This is a genomic window from Pyxidicoccus sp. M15, assembly GCF_056858435.1.
Map to the genome: position 1 here is coordinate 11,272,296 of NZ_CM166495.1, position 15,777 is coordinate 11,288,072.

The window sequence follows — 15,777 nt, forward strand, 5'->3', positions numbered from 1 at the left end:
CGACTCAGCCCGGCGCCCGGGCCGGCTCGGACACCTGCGTCACGTGGTTGAGGAACTCACGGAGGATACGCGCCGTGGCGCCCCAGATGACGTGGGTGCCGTACGTATAGAAGTACAGCTCGCGCTCGGCGCCGAAGACCTCCTTGCGCTCGGTGCGGAGGATGGCCGGGTCCAGCAGGTTCGCCAGCGGCACCTCGAGGATGAAGGCCACCTCGTCCGCGCTCGGGGCGTACTGGCCGTCCCCGGGGATGACGCCCACGAAGGGGCGCACGCGGTACTGGGAGATGGTGGGCACCTCGTCCAGCATGCCCAGCACCCGCACGCGCCTCCGGTCGATGCCCAGCTCCTCTTCCGTCTCGCGCAGCGCGGTGTGCAGCGGCGTCGCGTCCTCCGCGTCCCGCCCGCCGCCGGGGAAGCTGTACTGGTCCGCGTGGGTGCGCAGGTTGGCGGGCCGGCGCGTGAAGAGCACGTGCGGCACGCCGTCCCGCTCGAACACGGGCACCAGCACCGCGGCCTCGCGCAGCACCAGCCCCGGCAGGTCCACCGTACGCGCCGGCCGCGAGGACAGCTTCGCCTCCAGCGATTGGAACAGCACCTCCACGCTCACGACGACACCCTTCCCTAGTCCGTGACCTGCTTTTCGATCTGCTGCGTGCCCGGCTCCGCCGGCAGGTCGATGTTCTCCAGGCCGGAGCGCGCCCGGAGCTTGCCCGTCTGCAGGAGCACCAGCAGGAGCACGCCCAGCGCCACGCGGTATACGACGAAGACCAGCGTGGTGCGGGTACGCAGGTAGCGCAACAGCCAGGCGATGGCCGCCATGCCCGAGCCGAATGCCACCAGCGTGCCCACCCACAGGGACAGGGCGGACGGCCGCTCGGTGGCCTCCAACAGGTGCTTGAGCTCGAAGACGCCGGCCAGGGTGGTGGCGGGGATGGACAGCAGGAAGGAGTAGCGCGCGGCGTCCTCGCGCTTGAAGCCCAGCGACAGGCCGCCCGTCAGCGTGGTGCCCGAGCGCGACGAGCCCGGTATCAGCGCCAGCGCCTGCCACAGGCCGATGATGACGCCGTCCTTCCAGCGCATGTCCTCCAGCGTCCGCTTGTGGGAGGCGAACCGCTCCGCCAGGAAGAGGATGACCGCGAGGACGATGAGGCTGCCGGAGATGATGTAGAGCGAGCGGAACTGGTTCTCGATGAGCTTCTTGAAGAGCAGCCCGCAGATGCCGACGGGCAGCGTGCCCACGAGGACGAACCACGCCAGCCGCGACTCCAGGGTGCCGAAGGGCTCGCGCCGCGCCAGCCCGCGGAAGAAGGCCGCGGTGAGCGAGACGATGTCCTTGCGGAAGTAGATGAGCACGGCGGCCACCGTGCCCAACTGGATGACGGCGGAGTACGCGGCTCCCGGGTCCTTCCAGCCGAACAGCTCCGGCGCGATGCGCAGGTGCGCGGTGGAGCTGATGGGGAGGAACTCGGTGAGGCCCTGGACCAGTCCCAGGACGATGGCTTGGAGGAGGCTCATAGGGGCGCGGCTCCCGGATGTATGTCCGGACTCCCCCGCCAGCAAGGGCGTTCCTCCACCACTGTGCGGGCCCGCACGCACGGGCACGCCCCCGGGGTAGGCTGGACGGCGCGCCATGCCCCCTGCCCCACCCTGTCCCTGCTGCTCCGGACTCCGCTACAAGGAGTGCTGCGCCCCGTTCCACCGTGGAGAGGCGGAAGCCCCCGACGCCGAACGACTGATGCGCAGCCGCTACAGCGCCTTCGCCCTGCGCGAGGTGGCGTACCTGTGGAAGACACTGCACCCGGACCACCCGGACCGCGCGCGTCCCCAGGAGGAGTACCTGCGCGGGCTGCGCACCTACGCCCAGGGACACCAGTTCCCGAAGCTGGTGGTGATGGACCGAAAGGCACCGGATGCGTCCGGGCTGGCGCAGGTGCTGTTCTTCGCCAAGGTGTTCGAGAAGGGGAAGGAGCAGTCCTTCGTGGAGCGCTCGGACTTCCGGCACGACGGGACGGGCTGGCGGTACCTGTCCGGTGTCACGGTGCTGCCGAAGGAGCTGAAGGGCCCTCCGGAGGCCCTCACGCTGGCGACCTTCCCCGGGTAGCAGGGGGCCGCCCTCCTTGCCTGAAGGAAGGCGGCCCCGCGCTCATGAACTAACGGGGGACGCTCGTCCCGGGAGCAGGCTGGGTGCTGGATGCAGCCGCGGGGTCGCTGACGCCATCGACCGCGTTGGCCGTTTCCCATGCCAGGCGGGTGAGGGTGTCCACCGGGCCCGAAGTGGAGTTGCCCTTGTCCTTCGGGTCATCCGGAGGAGGATCTCCAATCTCGTTCGCGATCTCGCACGGGTCCGCTGTCATTGCATCGCTTGCTGAACCCGAGGTCGCTCCCGAAGTCACGGCCGCGCTCGTCCCCGAGCCCTTCCCTCCGACCAACTTCACGGGCGCGGTGTAGAGCACGACAGGCACGCCCGCCCTGTAGGCATTGGCGAGGAACGACTCCCGCGAGCCCCGCTCCCCCGCGACCACGTAGGTGAAGGCCCGGCCCGACACGTTGACGCCTGCCGCCGCGAAGGCCCCTGTCTCCGGACAGAGCACGCCGACAATTTGCGTCGCCCCCTGGGGCAGGGCCCCGCCGGGAGGCAGTGTCGAGACCGGCGGCGGACTGGGTACCGGCCCGGGTTCAGGGCAGGTGTTCGGTGTGGGCCGGGGCTCACCCAGAATACGGCATCCCGCCAGCGAACCCGCCAGCAAGGCACACAGCAGCAATCGCTTCATCATTGTATTCCCCCTCCACGCTCCGGATGGGCACATCCCATCCTCAATCAAAAACCAGCACCGCGCGGACCCAGCTCTCGGGCTCCCGCTTCATCCACTCCATGCGCACGTCACGAAGCGCGACGGCGGCATGCACTCCACGCCGGATGCGGTCCCGAACCGCATTGAAGAACAGGCCCGCCTGTTCATCCGGCACATCCACCGTGGCGGCGAGGACCGTACGCGCTCCCGCCTCGATGAATGCCACCGGCAGACTGAAGCGCTCATACGTCCAGGGAGCACCCTGTGCGGCCCGGCATGCGGCCAGGATGACCAGGGGCTGTCCCTGGAGTCGCCGGGATTGGACCTCTCCCGCCGTCAATGCGTAGCGCCCTCCCTCCTCTGGCGAGAGCACCAGCAGGGAGGCCTCGGAGAGGTTCGGGTTCACCAGCCCATGGGCATGGACCTCGACCTCCGTTGCCCTCTCCATTGCCTCCAACATGCGGGACGGGGTGGCACTCGTTCCGGAAAGGAGCGTGGTTCCCTCTTCTGTGGCCCCATCCCAGGCATTGAGTGACGGCAGTCCGAGCGCCCTGGGCGCGACCACGTCCGCCACCACCAACCGGCGAACCGGGCCAGGCGCCGGCGCGGGTGGCGTCGGTCGGAGGACGTAGTAGGACCAGGCCAGGTCCGCGGGCAGCAGGCCCGCGCGGCCGTGCAGCGGTGGGCGAGCCACCACGTCCACCTGCTCGCAACCGCGAAGCGGCGCAACCAACGCTTCGGGCACCAGCCCTCGCACGTCCTCGCCCAGCGCCAGGGTGCGGCTTGCGTCGTAGTGGCCCCATCGCTGTCCGTCCGGTCCCAGTGCGACGATGAGGGTGCGCTCTTCATCCACCGTCGCCGCCAACACACACTTCCGGGGGAGCTCCCCGCCCAATTCCTCGCCGAACAGCGCGAGCGCCCGCTCGTATTCACCGGCCTTGCCGGCTGCGAACACAAGAGAGGCGTAGCTGTAGGCCCGGGCCTTGCGCGCATCCACGTTATAGGGGGGCAGTTCCCGCGCCAGGGTGATGGCGCGCCGGAGCAAGTCCTCCCCCCTGGCCCTCTCGCGCTCGACATGGAAGCGTCCTTCGATGTGCGCGGCGAGCGCCAACTCTCCCGGGGTGAGCTTGCCCTGGCTGCGTCTGGCCGCGAGTCCTTCCAGAAGCCGCTGGTCCTGCGCCACGTCGGGGAGTACTCGCGCCAGGTCCGCCAGCGTCTTGGCGCCCGCCATGGACAGTGGCCCCTTGCACGAGAGTGCCTGTGCCATGCTCGCGCGTGCCTCCGCAGCGGAGAACCTGCCCATCAGCGCCAGCGCATCGTTGGCCCGGACGAAGTGGCGGATGCCACAGTCCTCCGGGTTTCGGACCAGGGCTTCCTCCAAGTAGGCCCGGGCCAGCGCGGCGTCGCCGAGATAGCGGGCGTTCTGCCCCAACTGCAACAGGTGCCGCGCTTCGCTCCACCGGCTGTCGCCCGGGTAGCCCGTGAGCGCCGCCTGCGCATGCTGGTTGGACTCCGACAGGCGATGGAGCTGACGGTAGAGATCTCCCAGTTCCGACTCGATGAGGATGCACCGGTAGCCAATGGGATGTGCTTTGCAGCGCTCCACCGCGCGCAGCAGGAATTGCTCCGCCTGAAGGAGCTCCCCGCGATAGACGGCCGCCGTGGCCCGCTCATGCTCCATGATCAACAGGAACCAGGGGTCCCCCAACTGCACCGCGAATTCCGCGAAGGTGTCCAGGTGCTCCCGGACCTTCCGTTCGCGGAGGAGCGCGCCCATGTACAGGTCACGCTCTCCGGCCCGAAGCAGCTCGTCCAGGTACGCGGGCAATCCGCCCGTGACACTGTGCGTGCGGTACAGCTCCAGGTAGCGCGCGGCCAGCGGCCCACGTCGGCGGAAGTCCCGGGCCTCGGCCCAGCGGATGGCATCGCGGAGCGAGGACTCTCCGTAACGGACGTCCAACGCCTCGGCGAGCGGCCACAGCGCATGGAGGCGCTCCACCGATGTTGCGGTGCGGATGGCCTCATACAAGCTCGCGCGGAAGAGGCCGGGCCGCGACTGGAGCATCTCTGGAGCGACATGACTCTCTCCAGTGACAAGTGCTTCCGAGGCATCCCAATACTCGCGCCAGTGGTCCACGAGGCGGTTCCGCAACGACGCCGTCCGCGCCCGCGCCTCTGCCGCCCACCCGTGCTCCCCCAGGGCGGCCACCGCGTCGAACGACTGCGCCGCCAGCGCCCACAGCTCCAGCTCCTTCAGCACCAGCCCGCGGTTCCACAGCGCCTGCGCGTGCTTCGGGTCCGCCTTCAGCGCGCCCTCCAGCAACTCGAGCGCCTTCGCGTAATCCTTCCGCTCCATCGCGAGGATGGCCCTGTCGCTGGCCACGTCCGGTGACTCCACCGCCTTCGCCAGGTAGGGCGCCGCCATCTGCGTGTTGCCGCGCACCAGGTACGCCGCCGCCAGTCCGTGCACGTCCCCTTGCGCCTCCATCCGCGCCAGCTCGCGCAGGGGCGCGGGCGGCACGGCCCCGGTGTCTCCCGAGCGCAGCGGCCCGTAGGGGCGATGGACGTCCGCCCCCGGGTAGCTCACACGCGCTTCAATCGTGCGCGTGGGCGCGTTCGCCAGGAACAGGGCCGGGGGCACCGACTCACCCGTGGAGCTCCACACGGACGGCAGGCCCACCGAAGCAGCAACCACTCCCGCCGCGGCGGCCAGGACCATGAAGGCCGCCCGGCGCAACCATGGACTCCGGGAACGAGGCGTGTCCTCGACCAACTCAGAGCTCCCTGCCTGTGTGCCGTGGCAACCCACGCCCACCCAACGACGCCGCCCGTGAATCTTCCCGCCGCGAAGCTACGCCCCTTCCCCCGCGGCCGCGACATTCACTTTCCCGGTGCCCGGTCTCGAATTCGTGGAAGCAGAGGCAGGTGCAATCCCATGTCGAATCCCCGCACCGTGGCGGCCCCCTGCGGTCGGACGCCCACGCCTTCCGTGTGCACACAGCCACGGTCGACAACCCCTTCCCCCCGCCCCCAGACTGGCCCACACCTTGCTCCAGAGGCCCCACCCGCCCCGGCGGACCCCAGCACCCCCACCTTCCAGGAGCCACCGCATGCCGCAACCCCACCGCTTCGCACGCGCCGCGCTGCTCGCGCTCGCCACCCTTGCCTCCACGCTCTGCGCCGCCGAGCCCGCGAAGAAGCCCGCCCCCGCGCACCCGGGCTGCTTCCTGCTGATGGACCTGGCGACGGGCACGGTGACGCGCAACGACGCCCAGAAGTGCGCGAAGCGCCTGGTGCCCGCGTCCTCCTTCAAGGTGCCCCACGCCCTCATCGCGCTGGAGACGGGCGTCGTCTCCAGCACCTCGGAGGTGCGCAAGTGGGACGGCACGAAGCACGCCGTCGAGATGTGGAACCAGGACCAGACGATGGACACAGCCATGCGCCGCTCGGCGCTCTGGTTCTTCCAGGGCACGGCGAAGCAGGTTGGGAAGAAGCGCATGGAGGAGTGGCTGAAGCGCTTCCACTACGGCAACGCGGACGCCTCCGGCGACATCATCCGCTTCTGGCTGGGCGGCCCGCTGCGCGTCTCCCCGGACGAGCAGCTCGCCTTCCTCGCCCGCATGTACCGGGGCGAATTGCCCGTGAGCCCGAAGACGCTGGAGGCCGTGAAGGCCACGCTGGTGCAGGGCCCGGACACCGTGGCCAGCATCCGCGACGGCATCAACATGGGCGGCCCGTGGAAGGACGGCGCGGTGCTCAGCTGCAAGACGGGCACGTATCCCCAGCCCGAGGGCACCATCACCTGGCTGGTGGGCCACGTCGCCTCGCCGCGCGGCAACCATGTCTTCGTCAGCGCCGTGCAGTCGCCCCCGGGCAAGACGCCGTCGCCGCAGCCCGCGCTCGCCGCCGCCATCGACGCGCTGAAGGCGCAGGGGCTGCTCTAGTGGAGTGTCCGCGAAGTAAGTCGACATAGTCGCGGAGGATGAATAGTTCTCCTCAATGAGGAGACGACCTCCGCGAATCATCCAGCTCTCCCAGGAGGATACTGCCCTCCTGGAGGAGTTAGTGCGCGACGGCCGCACCGAGCAGCGGGTGGCGCGCCGGGCACGCATTCTGCTGGCCATGGCCGACCCGGACACCGTTGTGCAGGACTTGGCCGAGCACTTCGGTCTGGACCGCACCAGCATCTGGAGCTTGTGCCGACGTTACGAAGCAGCGGGGGCCTTCGTGGTCTGGGATGCTCCTCGTTCTGGCCGCCCATCGCGGCTCTCCCCCCCTACAGCTCGTAGAAGTGGAGCAACTGGCCTGCTGTGAGCCAGCGGGAGTGGGCTTGCACATGACCCAGTGGAGTACCCGCTCGCTGGCGCGCGTCGCCCGCGAGCGCGGCATCGCGCCCACCCTGTCGCACTCCACGGTAGCGCTCATCCTCAAGCATGCGGAGCTGCAGCCTCACCGGAGCCGGTATTGGAAGACGCCTACCCTGGACGAGGATTTCCGCCAGAAGGCGGCGGCGGTCCTCTGGTGCTACGAGCGGGCCCAGGCCCTGGCCCAACGCGAGGAGGTGGTGCTGTGCGTGGACGAGAAGCCCAACATCCAGGTGCTTGAGCGCCGCTGTGCTACCCGCCTCGGGCGTCCGGGCCTCATCGAGCGCCGCGAATTCGAGTACGTGCGCCATGGGACGGTGAACTTCCTGGCCTTGCTGGTGGTGCACACGGGCACCATGCAGGGCTGGTGCCTGGAGAAGAACGACGGGGCGTGCCTGCGCGCAGTCCTGCCCCAGTTGCTGCACCCCTACCGCAAGGCTCGACGGGTCCACCTCATCTGGGATGGAGGCTCCAGCCACATCGCCCAGGACACACGCGAGTTGCTGCGCAGTTACCACCACGTGCGTGTCCTCGTAACGCCACCTCATGCCTCGTGGCTCAACCAGGCCGAGTTGCTGCTGCGGGCCTTCAGCGCGCGCTACCTGCAGCGCGGCGATTGGAAGCGCCGCTCCGACTTCATCGCCCACCTCGATGCAAGCTGGCCCGAGTACAACCGCCTCTACGCCCATCCCTTCACCTGGTTTTGGACTCGGGCCAAGATGCACGACTGGTTCGAGCGACACCGCCGCTGACTATGTTGGATTACTTCGCGGACACTCCACTAGGGGCCCCTGAAACGAAAACGCGCGCCCGCCCCTCTGAGGGACAGGCGCGCGGTTTCAAGCCAGCAGCGAAGCCTTACCGAATCAGACCGCCTTCAGGCGGCTGGAGCCGGCGGCGTCACGCAGGGCGTCCTTCTTGTCGGTGCGCTCCCAGGTGAACTCCTTCTCGGAGCGGCCGAAGTGCCCGTACGCGGCGGTCTTCTGGTAGATGGGCCGCAGCAGGTCCAGGTACTCGGTGATTTCGCGCGGACGCAGGCCGAACACCTGACGCACGGCCTTGGCGATGCGCTCCTCGGGGACCGTGGCGGTGCCGAAGGTCTCCACCATCACGCTGACCGGCTCGGCCACGCCGATGGCGTAGGACACCTGCACCTCGCAGCGCTTGGCCAGGCCCGCGGCCACCACGTTCTTCGCGATGTGCCGGCCCATGTACGCGGCCGAGCGGTCCACCTTGGACGGGTCCTTGCCGCTGAACGCGCCGCCACCGTGACGGCCCATGCCGCCGTAGGTGTCGACGATGATCTTCCGGCCCGTCACGCCCGAGTCGCCCATGGGGCCACCCACCACGAAGCGGCCCGTGGGGTTGATGAAGAACTTGGTCTTGTTGTCGATGAGCTTCTTGGGCAGCGCCTTCGCGATGACGTCCTCGCGGATGGCCTCCTGGATCTTCTTGTTGGAGACGTCCTCGGCGTGCTGCGTGGACACCACCACCGCGTCGATGCGCACCGGGCGGCCGTCCACGTACTGCACCGTCACCTGGCTCTTGCCGTCCGGGCGGATCCAGTCGTGCTGCTTGCGGCGCACGTCCGCCAGGCGGCGGGTGAGCGCGTGGGCGTAGTGCAGCGGGGCCGGCATCAGCTCCGGCGTCTCGTCGCACGCGAAGCCGAACATCATGCCCTGGTCGCCGGCGCCCTGGTCCTTCTTGTTGTCGACGCCGCGGGCGATGTCCTGGCTCTGGCCCTCGATGGCCACCATGACGCCGCAGGTGTTGCCGTCGTAGCCCATGGAGCTGTCGGTGTAGCCGATGCGGCAGATGGTGCTGCGAACGATGCGCGGGATGTCCACGTAACAGTTCGTCGTCACCTCGCCCGCGACGATGGCGAGGCCCGTCTTGACGAGCGTCTCCACGGCGACGCGCGCCTGCGGATCCTTGGCGATGATGGCATCCAGCACACCGTCGGAGATCTGATCAGCGATCTTGTCCGGGTGGCCTTCGGTGACGGATTCGGACGTGAACAAATAGTCGGTAGGCATGTCGTCTCTGAACTGGCGCGGGACTGTGCGCGAGGGTCCGGACACTAAACGTCGTGTCCTAGAGGAGTCAAACCCCTGGCGGGTCCTCTTCATTCATCCTACGGCCCCCATTCGAGCCCTGCGGGCAGGCGGCCCCCGCCGCACGCTCGGTCCCCAGGAGGCGGTGAATTTCACCGGGCGCCAGCCGTTCCCTTGCGCTAACAGGCAGCACGCGAATTCCCTCCTGGAGGACCGCCCGACATGAACGCCCGCTTCCGTACCGTCACCTTCCTGGCCGTCATGGCCCTCGCCGTCCCCGCGCTCGCCGCGCCGAAGGACGAAGCCGTCGCCAAGCCGGTCAAGACGGTGGTCCAGTCCGTGCGCTACGAGCGCGACGCGGCCGCCCTCAAGCACTTCGGCAGCGAGGAGCAGGGGAAGTTCCTGCTCGGTGATTCCTGGGCCAAGGGCACGGACGCCCAGCGCAAGGAGTTCGTGGAGCTGTTCCAGGGCCTCTTCGCGGGCATCGCCTTCCCCCGCGTGCGGGAGAACTTCAAGAACCTGGACTCCATCACCTACGAGCCCGCCGAGGTGAAGGGCAACGAGGCGACGGTGGCCTCCACCATCTTCATCAAGCACCCGCTGAAGACGCAGGAGATGAAGCTGAAGTACCGCCTGGCGAAGGACGCCGCCGCGTGGAAGGTGGTGGACGTGACGGTGCTCGGCTCCTCCATGCTCCAGGACATCCGCGACACGCAGGTGCAGCCGCTGCTCGCCCAGGGCGGGTGGGAGCTGCTGCTGACGCGCATGCGCACGGAGCTGGCGAAGGTGCAGAAGAAGTAGTCCCTGCCACACCCGGCGGCCGGGCCACCAGGCGCCCGGCCACCGGAAGGGTTCCGGTGCGGCGCGTCATCGAATAGGCTCTCGCTCCCCCCGAGCGACTGGCCGATGACCGCCCCCGCCCCCGTCCAGCCCCCACCTGTTCGCAGCACCGGCCCGTCCGCCCGCGAGGTGGACGCCTTCTGCGTCCAGTACGCCCCCCGCTCTCCGGGCAACCCCGCCGTCCGCGACTTGTACCGGCTCCTGTGCGACGTGCCCGAGGGCGGCCTGGAGGCGCGGCTGGAGTGGGTGGAGCGGTGGATGCTGTGGCTGCACGAGCGCATCCCCGCCCATGCCCTGGTGGACGCCGACGAGCCCCCGCTGTCCGCCGCGGACAGCCGCCTGACACTGATGGTGCGGGTGATGGAGGGCGAGAACGCGATGCGCGTCGCCGTCACCCGGCTGGTGTCCGCGGTGTGCGACGGCAGCCGCGGGCTGAAGCTCTTCGCCCAGGTGGGACTGCCCGCGGGCCAGGGCTTCTTCTCCGAGGCCTCCGACCGGCTGGCGCGCGCGCTGCTCCCCGCGCCCCCCGAGCCGGGCAAGCTGTCCGAGCTGCTCCTGCGCCTGTTCCCCGTGCCCGCCGACGCGGACTGGCTGGCCGCGCTGTCCCCGGCGCTGCTGGCGAAGCTGGCGTCGCTGGTGGGTGACGCGCGCCCACCGGAGCCGGTGCCCGCCGCCCGCGTGCGCGCGGACATGCTGGACGCGCTGCTGCTGCTGGCGGTGCAGACGGCCGGGCTGGGCACCGCCGAGGACGTGAGGGACCGCAGCCCGGAGACGTCCTTCCGGGGCTCGCCCTTCCTGCGGCTGCGCATGGTGTGCGACGCGGTGCTCGCGCGCGACGCGGCGCAGGACACGCTGCGCGACCTGTCCACCTGCGTGGCGGACTGCCGGCAGGTGGTGTCCAGCGTGTCGCGCCACCTGGAGGACGCGGGCGTCAGCGTGGACCTGGTGTACCGGCTGGAGCGCATCCGCCGGAGCCTGGAGCGCATGGAGGCCATCGCCCGGGTGCTGGGCGCGCCGCGCGGCGAGCCCCGCTGGCGCGAGGCGATGACGCTGCTGGTGGACCTGCTGCGGCGCGCGCACGCGGACCGCTCCGTCGTGGAGCTGGCGAAGCGCAACGTGCGGATGCTGGCGCGAAAAATCATCGAGCGCGCCGGCCACTCCGGCGAGCACTACATCACCAGCTCCCGCGCCGAGTTCCACGCCATGGTGCACTCGGCGGCGGGCGGCGGGCTGGTGACGGCCGCGGCGGTGGCGATGAAGTTCGTCATCTCCGGGCTGGCGCTGGCCCCCTTCTTCCTCGTGCTGGGCACCGGCCTCAACTACGCCCTGGGCTTCCTCCTCATCCAGCTGTTGGGCTTCACGCTGGCCACCAAGCAGCCGTCAGTGACGGCGGCCACGCTGGCGGGCGCGGTGGGCGAGGGCGCGCGGGGCGAGCGGCTGGCGAGCCTGGTGGAGCTCATCCCCCGCATCACCCGCTCGCAGCTGGCGGCCTTCGCGGGCAACCTCGGCGTCGTGGCCCCTGCGGCGCTGGCCCTGGCCCTGGCGTACCAGGCGGTGACGGGCCACACCTTCCTCACGCCGGCGAAGGCCCAGGCCACGGTGGCGTCGATGCACCCGTGGAAGAGCGGCACGCTCGTCTTCGCGGCCCTCACCGGCGTGCTGCTGTGGCTGAGCAGCGTGGCCGGCGGGTGGCTGGAGAACTTCGTGGTGTACCGGCGGCTGCCGGAGGCGCTCGCGCACCACCGCGTGCTGCGCCGGCTGCTGGGCGAGGCCGGCGCGAGCCGGCTGGCCTCCGGGTTCCAGCACGCCGCCTCCGGCCTGGGCGTCAACGTGACGCTGGGCTTCCTCCTGGCCCTGATGCCCGTGGTGGGCCGGTTCTTCGGCCTGACGCTGGACGTGCGCCACGTCACCTTCGTGCTCGGCTCGCTGGCCATCGCCGGCGGGACGCTGGGCGCGGACGCGGTGCTCCAGCCGGACTTCCTCGCCGCGCTGGCGGGCGCGGCGCTCACCGGCCTGCTCAACTTCACCGTCTCCTTCTCGCTCGCCCTGGGAGTGGCCCTGCGCGCGCGGGACGTGCCCACCCGCGAGGCCCTGCCCCTGCTGCGCGCGCTGGCCGCCCACCTCGTGAAGGCCCCCCGCTCCTTCCTCCTGCCGCCCCGGGACACCGCGCCCGACGTGCTCCGGGTGTCCGTGCCGCCGGCGCCCTGAAGAACGGGCGGCCCGGTTGCCCGCCGTGACACGCGCATGACGAATTATTCCCGGCGTGCCCGCGGCCGGGGAACGGCCGGGCGGACGGGCTCTGCTTCCTGACGGGGGCTTTTGCCGGTAGGGTCGCCGCCGCATGAGCGGCGCCCGAAACCCGAACTCCCACTCCCGCTTCGCCTACGCCTTCGCCGGCCTGCTGGTTCGCCGGCCCGGGGCGGTCCTCCTGGTCCTGCTGGCCCTGTTGGGCCTGTCCGCCTGGGGCACGTCGAAGCTGCGCATCAACTCCAACCAGCTCGACCTCATCTCCCAGGACCTGCAGGAGGTGAAGGACGTCAAGCAGGTCATCGACATGGTGGGCGGCAGCGGCTTCCTGATGCTCGCCCTGCGCTCCTCGGACGAGGCCGCCATGAAGAGCACCGCGGATGACCTCGCGAAGATGCTCGAGGCGGACAAGGAGAACGTCCGCAACGTCTCCTACAAGCTGCCCGTCGAGTTCATCCAGCAGAACATGGTCCTCTTCGTGAAGACCGAGGACCTCGTCGAGGGCAAGCGCCGCATCATGGCCTTCCTGCGCGACAAGCTGAAGCGCAGCAACCCGTTCTTCATCGACCTGGGCGGCTCCAAGCCCGTCGAGCTGGACATGCAGGACCTCGTCGACAAGTACTCCTCCGTCGGCAAGAAGAGCATCCGCGACGACTACAACATCTCCACCGACAAGAAGATGGTGCTGATGCTCATCAAGCCGATGTGGGACACCACGGAGATCGGCAAGACGAAGGAGTATCTCGACAAGCTCAAGGGCCAGCTGGACGCGTACTCCGCCCAGCCCGGCAAGGTGAAGCTGGTCGAGGACTACGACAAGGAGTCCTTCAAGCGCGACGGCTCGAAGGACGGCAAGGGCGCGACCACCATCGCCTACGGCTTCACCGGCTCCTACAAGACGACGGTGGACGACTCGTTCGCGATTGAAGAGTCGCTCCAGCCGGTGACGGTCATCGCGCTGGTGGCCATCTTCCTCATCACCATCGTCTTCTTCCGGAAGCTGGCGCCCACGTTCATCGTGGTGAGCGGCACGGTGATTGGGACGATTTATACGCTCGGCTTCACCTACGCGACGGTGGGTGAGCTGAACATGATTACCTCCATCCTGGGCGGCATCCTGATGGGGTTCGGCATCGACTACGGCATCCACTTCATGTTCCGCACCCGGCTGGAGCTGGGCGCGGGCAAGCCGTACGACGTGGCCATCCGCGACGCCTTCGTCAACGCGGGCCGCCCGGCGGCGGTGGCCGCGGTGGTGACGGGCGGCTCGTTCTTCGTGCTGATGGTCAGCGAGTTCCGCGGCTTCAGCCAGTTCGGCTTCCTGGCCGGCTGCGGCACGCTCATCCTCGGCCTCACGCTGTTCCTGTGGAGCGCGGCGCTGCTGTCGCTGGCGGGCCGCATCAACCCGGCCCTGCCGCAGAAGCTCATCGGCGTCATGAAGCCGCCGCCCAACACCTCCGCCGCCACCGGCAAGGAGCTGCGCATCCCGAAGCCGGGCTTGGTGCTGGCCATCAGCTCGCTCGCGGTGGCCGTCATCTGCGCCGCCGCGGTGCCCTGGGCGGGCCTGGACGCGGAGGCGCCCAAGGGCGTGAAGCTCGGCTTCCTCGAGCGCCTCAAGTACGGCGTGGGCTTCAACTACAACACCCGCGCGCTCATCCCGGACGGCATGTCCTCCGTGGTGCTCCAGGACGAAATCAACGAGCGCTTCAACATCTCCAGCGACCCGATGGCCATCTACACCAAGGACCTGGACCAGGCCGAAGGTGTCTACCGGGAGCTGACGCAGCACCCGGAGAAGTACCCGTCCATCGACCAGGTGGTGAGCATCTTCACCTTCGTGCCGCCCGCGAAGACGGCCGAGGCCAACGCGAAGGTGCTCGAGGAGTGGAAGGCGGAGATGGCGCAGCTGGAGGCGGAGGGCTTCTCCACCGCCGCGCTGCCGCCGGAGATGCAGGACAAGGCCGAGTTCTTCAAGAAGGTGCTGGACGCCAAGCCCTTCGACGTCCACGGCGTGCCGGCCAACTACACCGCCCAGTTCAAGAACCTGCCCACCGCGCAGCCGGAGAACCAGGGCTACCTCACGTACATCTACGCGAGCGTGGACCTGCTGGACGGCAAGAAGATGATGCAGTTCGCGGACGAGACGCGCTCCATCCGCGCCACGTACTCGCCGGGCGCGTTCGACAAGGACGCCTGGGACGCGCAGGGCCCCACGACCCAGAAGGAGTTCCGCGCCGCGGGCGCCACGCAGCTGTACGCGAAGCTGGCGAGCATCGTGCTCTGGGACGGCAAGGTCACCGTGGTGCTCACCGCGCTGTGGATCCTGCTGATGCACTTCCTGGACTTCCGCAACGCGAAGCTGGCGCTGGCGTCGGTGATTCCGCTCGGGGTGGGCGTGGCGATGATGCTGGGCATCATGTCGCTGACGGACCTGCGCCTGAACTTCATGAACATCATCATCCTGCCCATCCTGCTGGGCTTCGGCGTGAGCCACGGCCTGTACCTGCTGCACCGCTTCCTGGAGGGCACCTCGCCCCTGGTGGCGCTGCGCAGCGTGGGCGCGGCGGTGGCGTCCTCCACGCTGACGGCGGTGGCGGGCTTCGCGGCGCTGCTGGCCGCCGCCCACAACGGCCTGCGCTCCATGGGCCTGGTGGCGTGCATCGGCCTCATCACCACGCTGGTGGTGTCCTTCACGGTGCTGGCCGCGGTGATGCAGCTCATGCATGACCGCCGGCAGCGCGAGGCCGGCGCGGCGCCCGGGACGGGCGGCACGTCCAGCGGCGACGCGAGCAGCGAGACGAAGGCGGCCTGAAGCCGCGGTGTGCTCGAAGGAGGCCCCCTTCCCACGAAGGGGGCTGGGAGAGAGGGACATGAACACGAAGCGACTGTTGCCCGTGCTCGGGCTGGGCCTTTTGTCCGCGTGCTCCACGGTGAAGAGCCACCGGGTGCGCCCCGACTACGAGCAGGTGGACAAGCAGCAGGTGAAGCGGCTGGTGGTGGTGACACAGCCCCTGCCGAACGGCATGCCCGCGGTGGGCGAATTGTGGAGCCTCCTGGCCCGCCAGTGGGTGAACCAGAACCGGGACTTCATCGTGAAGTCCAACCTGGCGCTGCCCGAGCGGCCCGGGGACACGTCCTTCAAGGGCCTGTGCGTGGAGGGCGTGGAGGGCGTGCTCTGGCTGGACCCGAGCATTGCCCTCAAGGGCAAGGACGACGGCGCGGAGGCCTCGGTCAAGGCGCGGCTGACGCGGTGCCGCGACGGCGAGGAGGTCTGGGCCGCCGAGGCCGGCGGGAGCTGGGGCTCCAAGGACGAGGACTACGAGCAGCGCGTGGCCCAGTACGTCGAGGAGCTGGGCGAGGAGGTGCGCCCCTACGTGGTGCCCTCCGCGAAGCTGCTGCGGGCCACGCTGGACACGCTGCCCAATCCCCAACTTACCGACGAGGACAAGGACGAGAAGATAGAGCTGGGTGAGTAGGCTC

The 15,777-nt window shown here is 69.4% G+C and carries 13 protein-coding genes; 8 read left to right on the forward strand and 5 right to left on the reverse strand.

All coding sequences use genetic code 11. From position 1 onward, the window contains the following. Positions 1-4: 4 nt before the first annotated feature. Complete coding sequence (locus ACX9TP_RS41625; RefSeq protein WP_482976241.1) at positions 5-607, reverse strand: CoA pyrophosphatase; 603 nt, start codon at positions 605-607, stop codon at positions 5-7. A gap of 14 nt (positions 608-621) precedes the next feature. Next, positions 622-1,515 carry an undecaprenyl-diphosphate phosphatase gene (locus tag ACX9TP_RS41630; RefSeq protein ID WP_482976242.1) on the reverse strand — a complete coding sequence of 298 codons (894 nt, stop codon included), beginning with the start codon at positions 1,513-1,515 and terminating at the stop codon, positions 622-624. A gap of 115 nt (positions 1,516-1,630) precedes the next feature. On the opposite strand from ACX9TP_RS41630, the gene ACX9TP_RS41635 reads away from it, so the two are divergent. Then, positions 1,631-2,101 carry a YchJ family protein gene (locus ACX9TP_RS41635; protein ID WP_482976243.1) on the forward strand — a complete coding sequence of 157 codons (471 nt, stop codon included), beginning with the start codon at positions 1,631-1,633 and terminating at the stop codon, positions 2,099-2,101. A 49-nt stretch (positions 2,102-2,150) separates the two neighbouring features. Here the strand turns inward: ACX9TP_RS41635 and ACX9TP_RS41640 are convergent, their stop codons facing one another. Together ACX9TP_RS41640 and ACX9TP_RS41645 are read right to left on the reverse strand one after the other, a co-directional pair. Beyond that, positions 2,151-2,591: a hypothetical protein gene (locus tag ACX9TP_RS41640; protein ID WP_482976244.1), complete on the reverse strand. Its 441-nt coding sequence runs from the start codon at positions 2,589-2,591 to the stop codon at positions 2,151-2,153. A gap of 223 nt (positions 2,592-2,814) precedes the next feature. Then, positions 2,815-5,511, reverse strand: coding sequence for a CHAT domain-containing protein (locus tag ACX9TP_RS41645; protein WP_482976245.1), 2,697 nt, complete (start codon positions 5,509-5,511; stop codon positions 2,815-2,817). Between the two features lie 391 nt (positions 5,512-5,902). On the opposite strand from ACX9TP_RS41645, the gene ACX9TP_RS41650 reads away from it, so the two are divergent. The 3 genes from ACX9TP_RS41650 (at position 5,903) to ACX9TP_RS41660 (ending at position 7,908) form a co-directional block, all read left to right on the forward strand. Next, a complete protein-coding gene (locus ACX9TP_RS41650; protein WP_482976246.1) occupies positions 5,903-6,736 on the forward strand; it encodes a penicillin-binding transpeptidase domain-containing protein in 834 nt (277 codons plus the stop codon). Positions 6,737-6,914: 178 nt separating this feature from the next. Next, on the forward strand, positions 6,915-7,106 hold the full coding sequence (locus ACX9TP_RS41655; RefSeq protein WP_482982262.1) for a helix-turn-helix domain-containing protein: 192 nt from the start codon (positions 6,915-6,917) through the stop codon (positions 7,104-7,106). After that, on the forward strand, positions 7,030-7,908 hold the full coding sequence (locus ACX9TP_RS41660) for an IS630 family transposase (RefSeq protein ID WP_482974667.1): 879 nt from the start codon (positions 7,030-7,032) through the stop codon (positions 7,906-7,908). Before ACX9TP_RS41655 ends, ACX9TP_RS41660 begins: the two co-directional genes overlap by 77 nt. A gap of 114 nt (positions 7,909-8,022) precedes the next feature. Here ACX9TP_RS41660 and metK read toward each other — a convergent pair whose 3' ends face one another. Further along, complete coding sequence (metK, locus tag ACX9TP_RS41665; RefSeq protein ID WP_482976247.1) at positions 8,023-9,192, reverse strand: methionine adenosyltransferase; 1,170 nt, start codon at positions 9,190-9,192, stop codon at positions 8,023-8,025. A 240-nt stretch (positions 9,193-9,432) separates the two neighbouring features. Between metK and ACX9TP_RS41670 the strand changes: the two genes are divergently transcribed. From ACX9TP_RS41670 to ACX9TP_RS41685, 4 genes are all read left to right on the forward strand, one after another. Continuing rightward, positions 9,433-10,011, forward strand: coding sequence for an ABC transporter substrate-binding protein (locus ACX9TP_RS41670; RefSeq protein ID WP_482976248.1), 579 nt, complete (start codon positions 9,433-9,435; stop codon positions 10,009-10,011). Between the two features lie 105 nt (positions 10,012-10,116). Continuing rightward, positions 10,117-12,258, forward strand: coding sequence for a site-specific recombinase (locus ACX9TP_RS41675; protein WP_482976249.1), 2,142 nt, complete (start codon positions 10,117-10,119; stop codon positions 12,256-12,258). Between the two features lie 133 nt (positions 12,259-12,391). Continuing rightward, entirely contained in the window at positions 12,392-15,109 is a 2,718-nt protein-coding gene (locus ACX9TP_RS41680; RefSeq protein ID WP_482976250.1) for an efflux RND transporter permease subunit, read from the forward strand. Between the two features lie 58 nt (positions 15,110-15,167). Beyond that, positions 15,168-15,773 (forward strand): MXAN_6521/LA_1396 family lipoprotein, encoded by a 606-nt coding sequence (locus ACX9TP_RS41685; protein WP_482976251.1) that lies wholly within the window; start codon positions 15,168-15,170, stop codon positions 15,771-15,773. Positions 15,774-15,777: the final 4 nt, after the last annotated feature.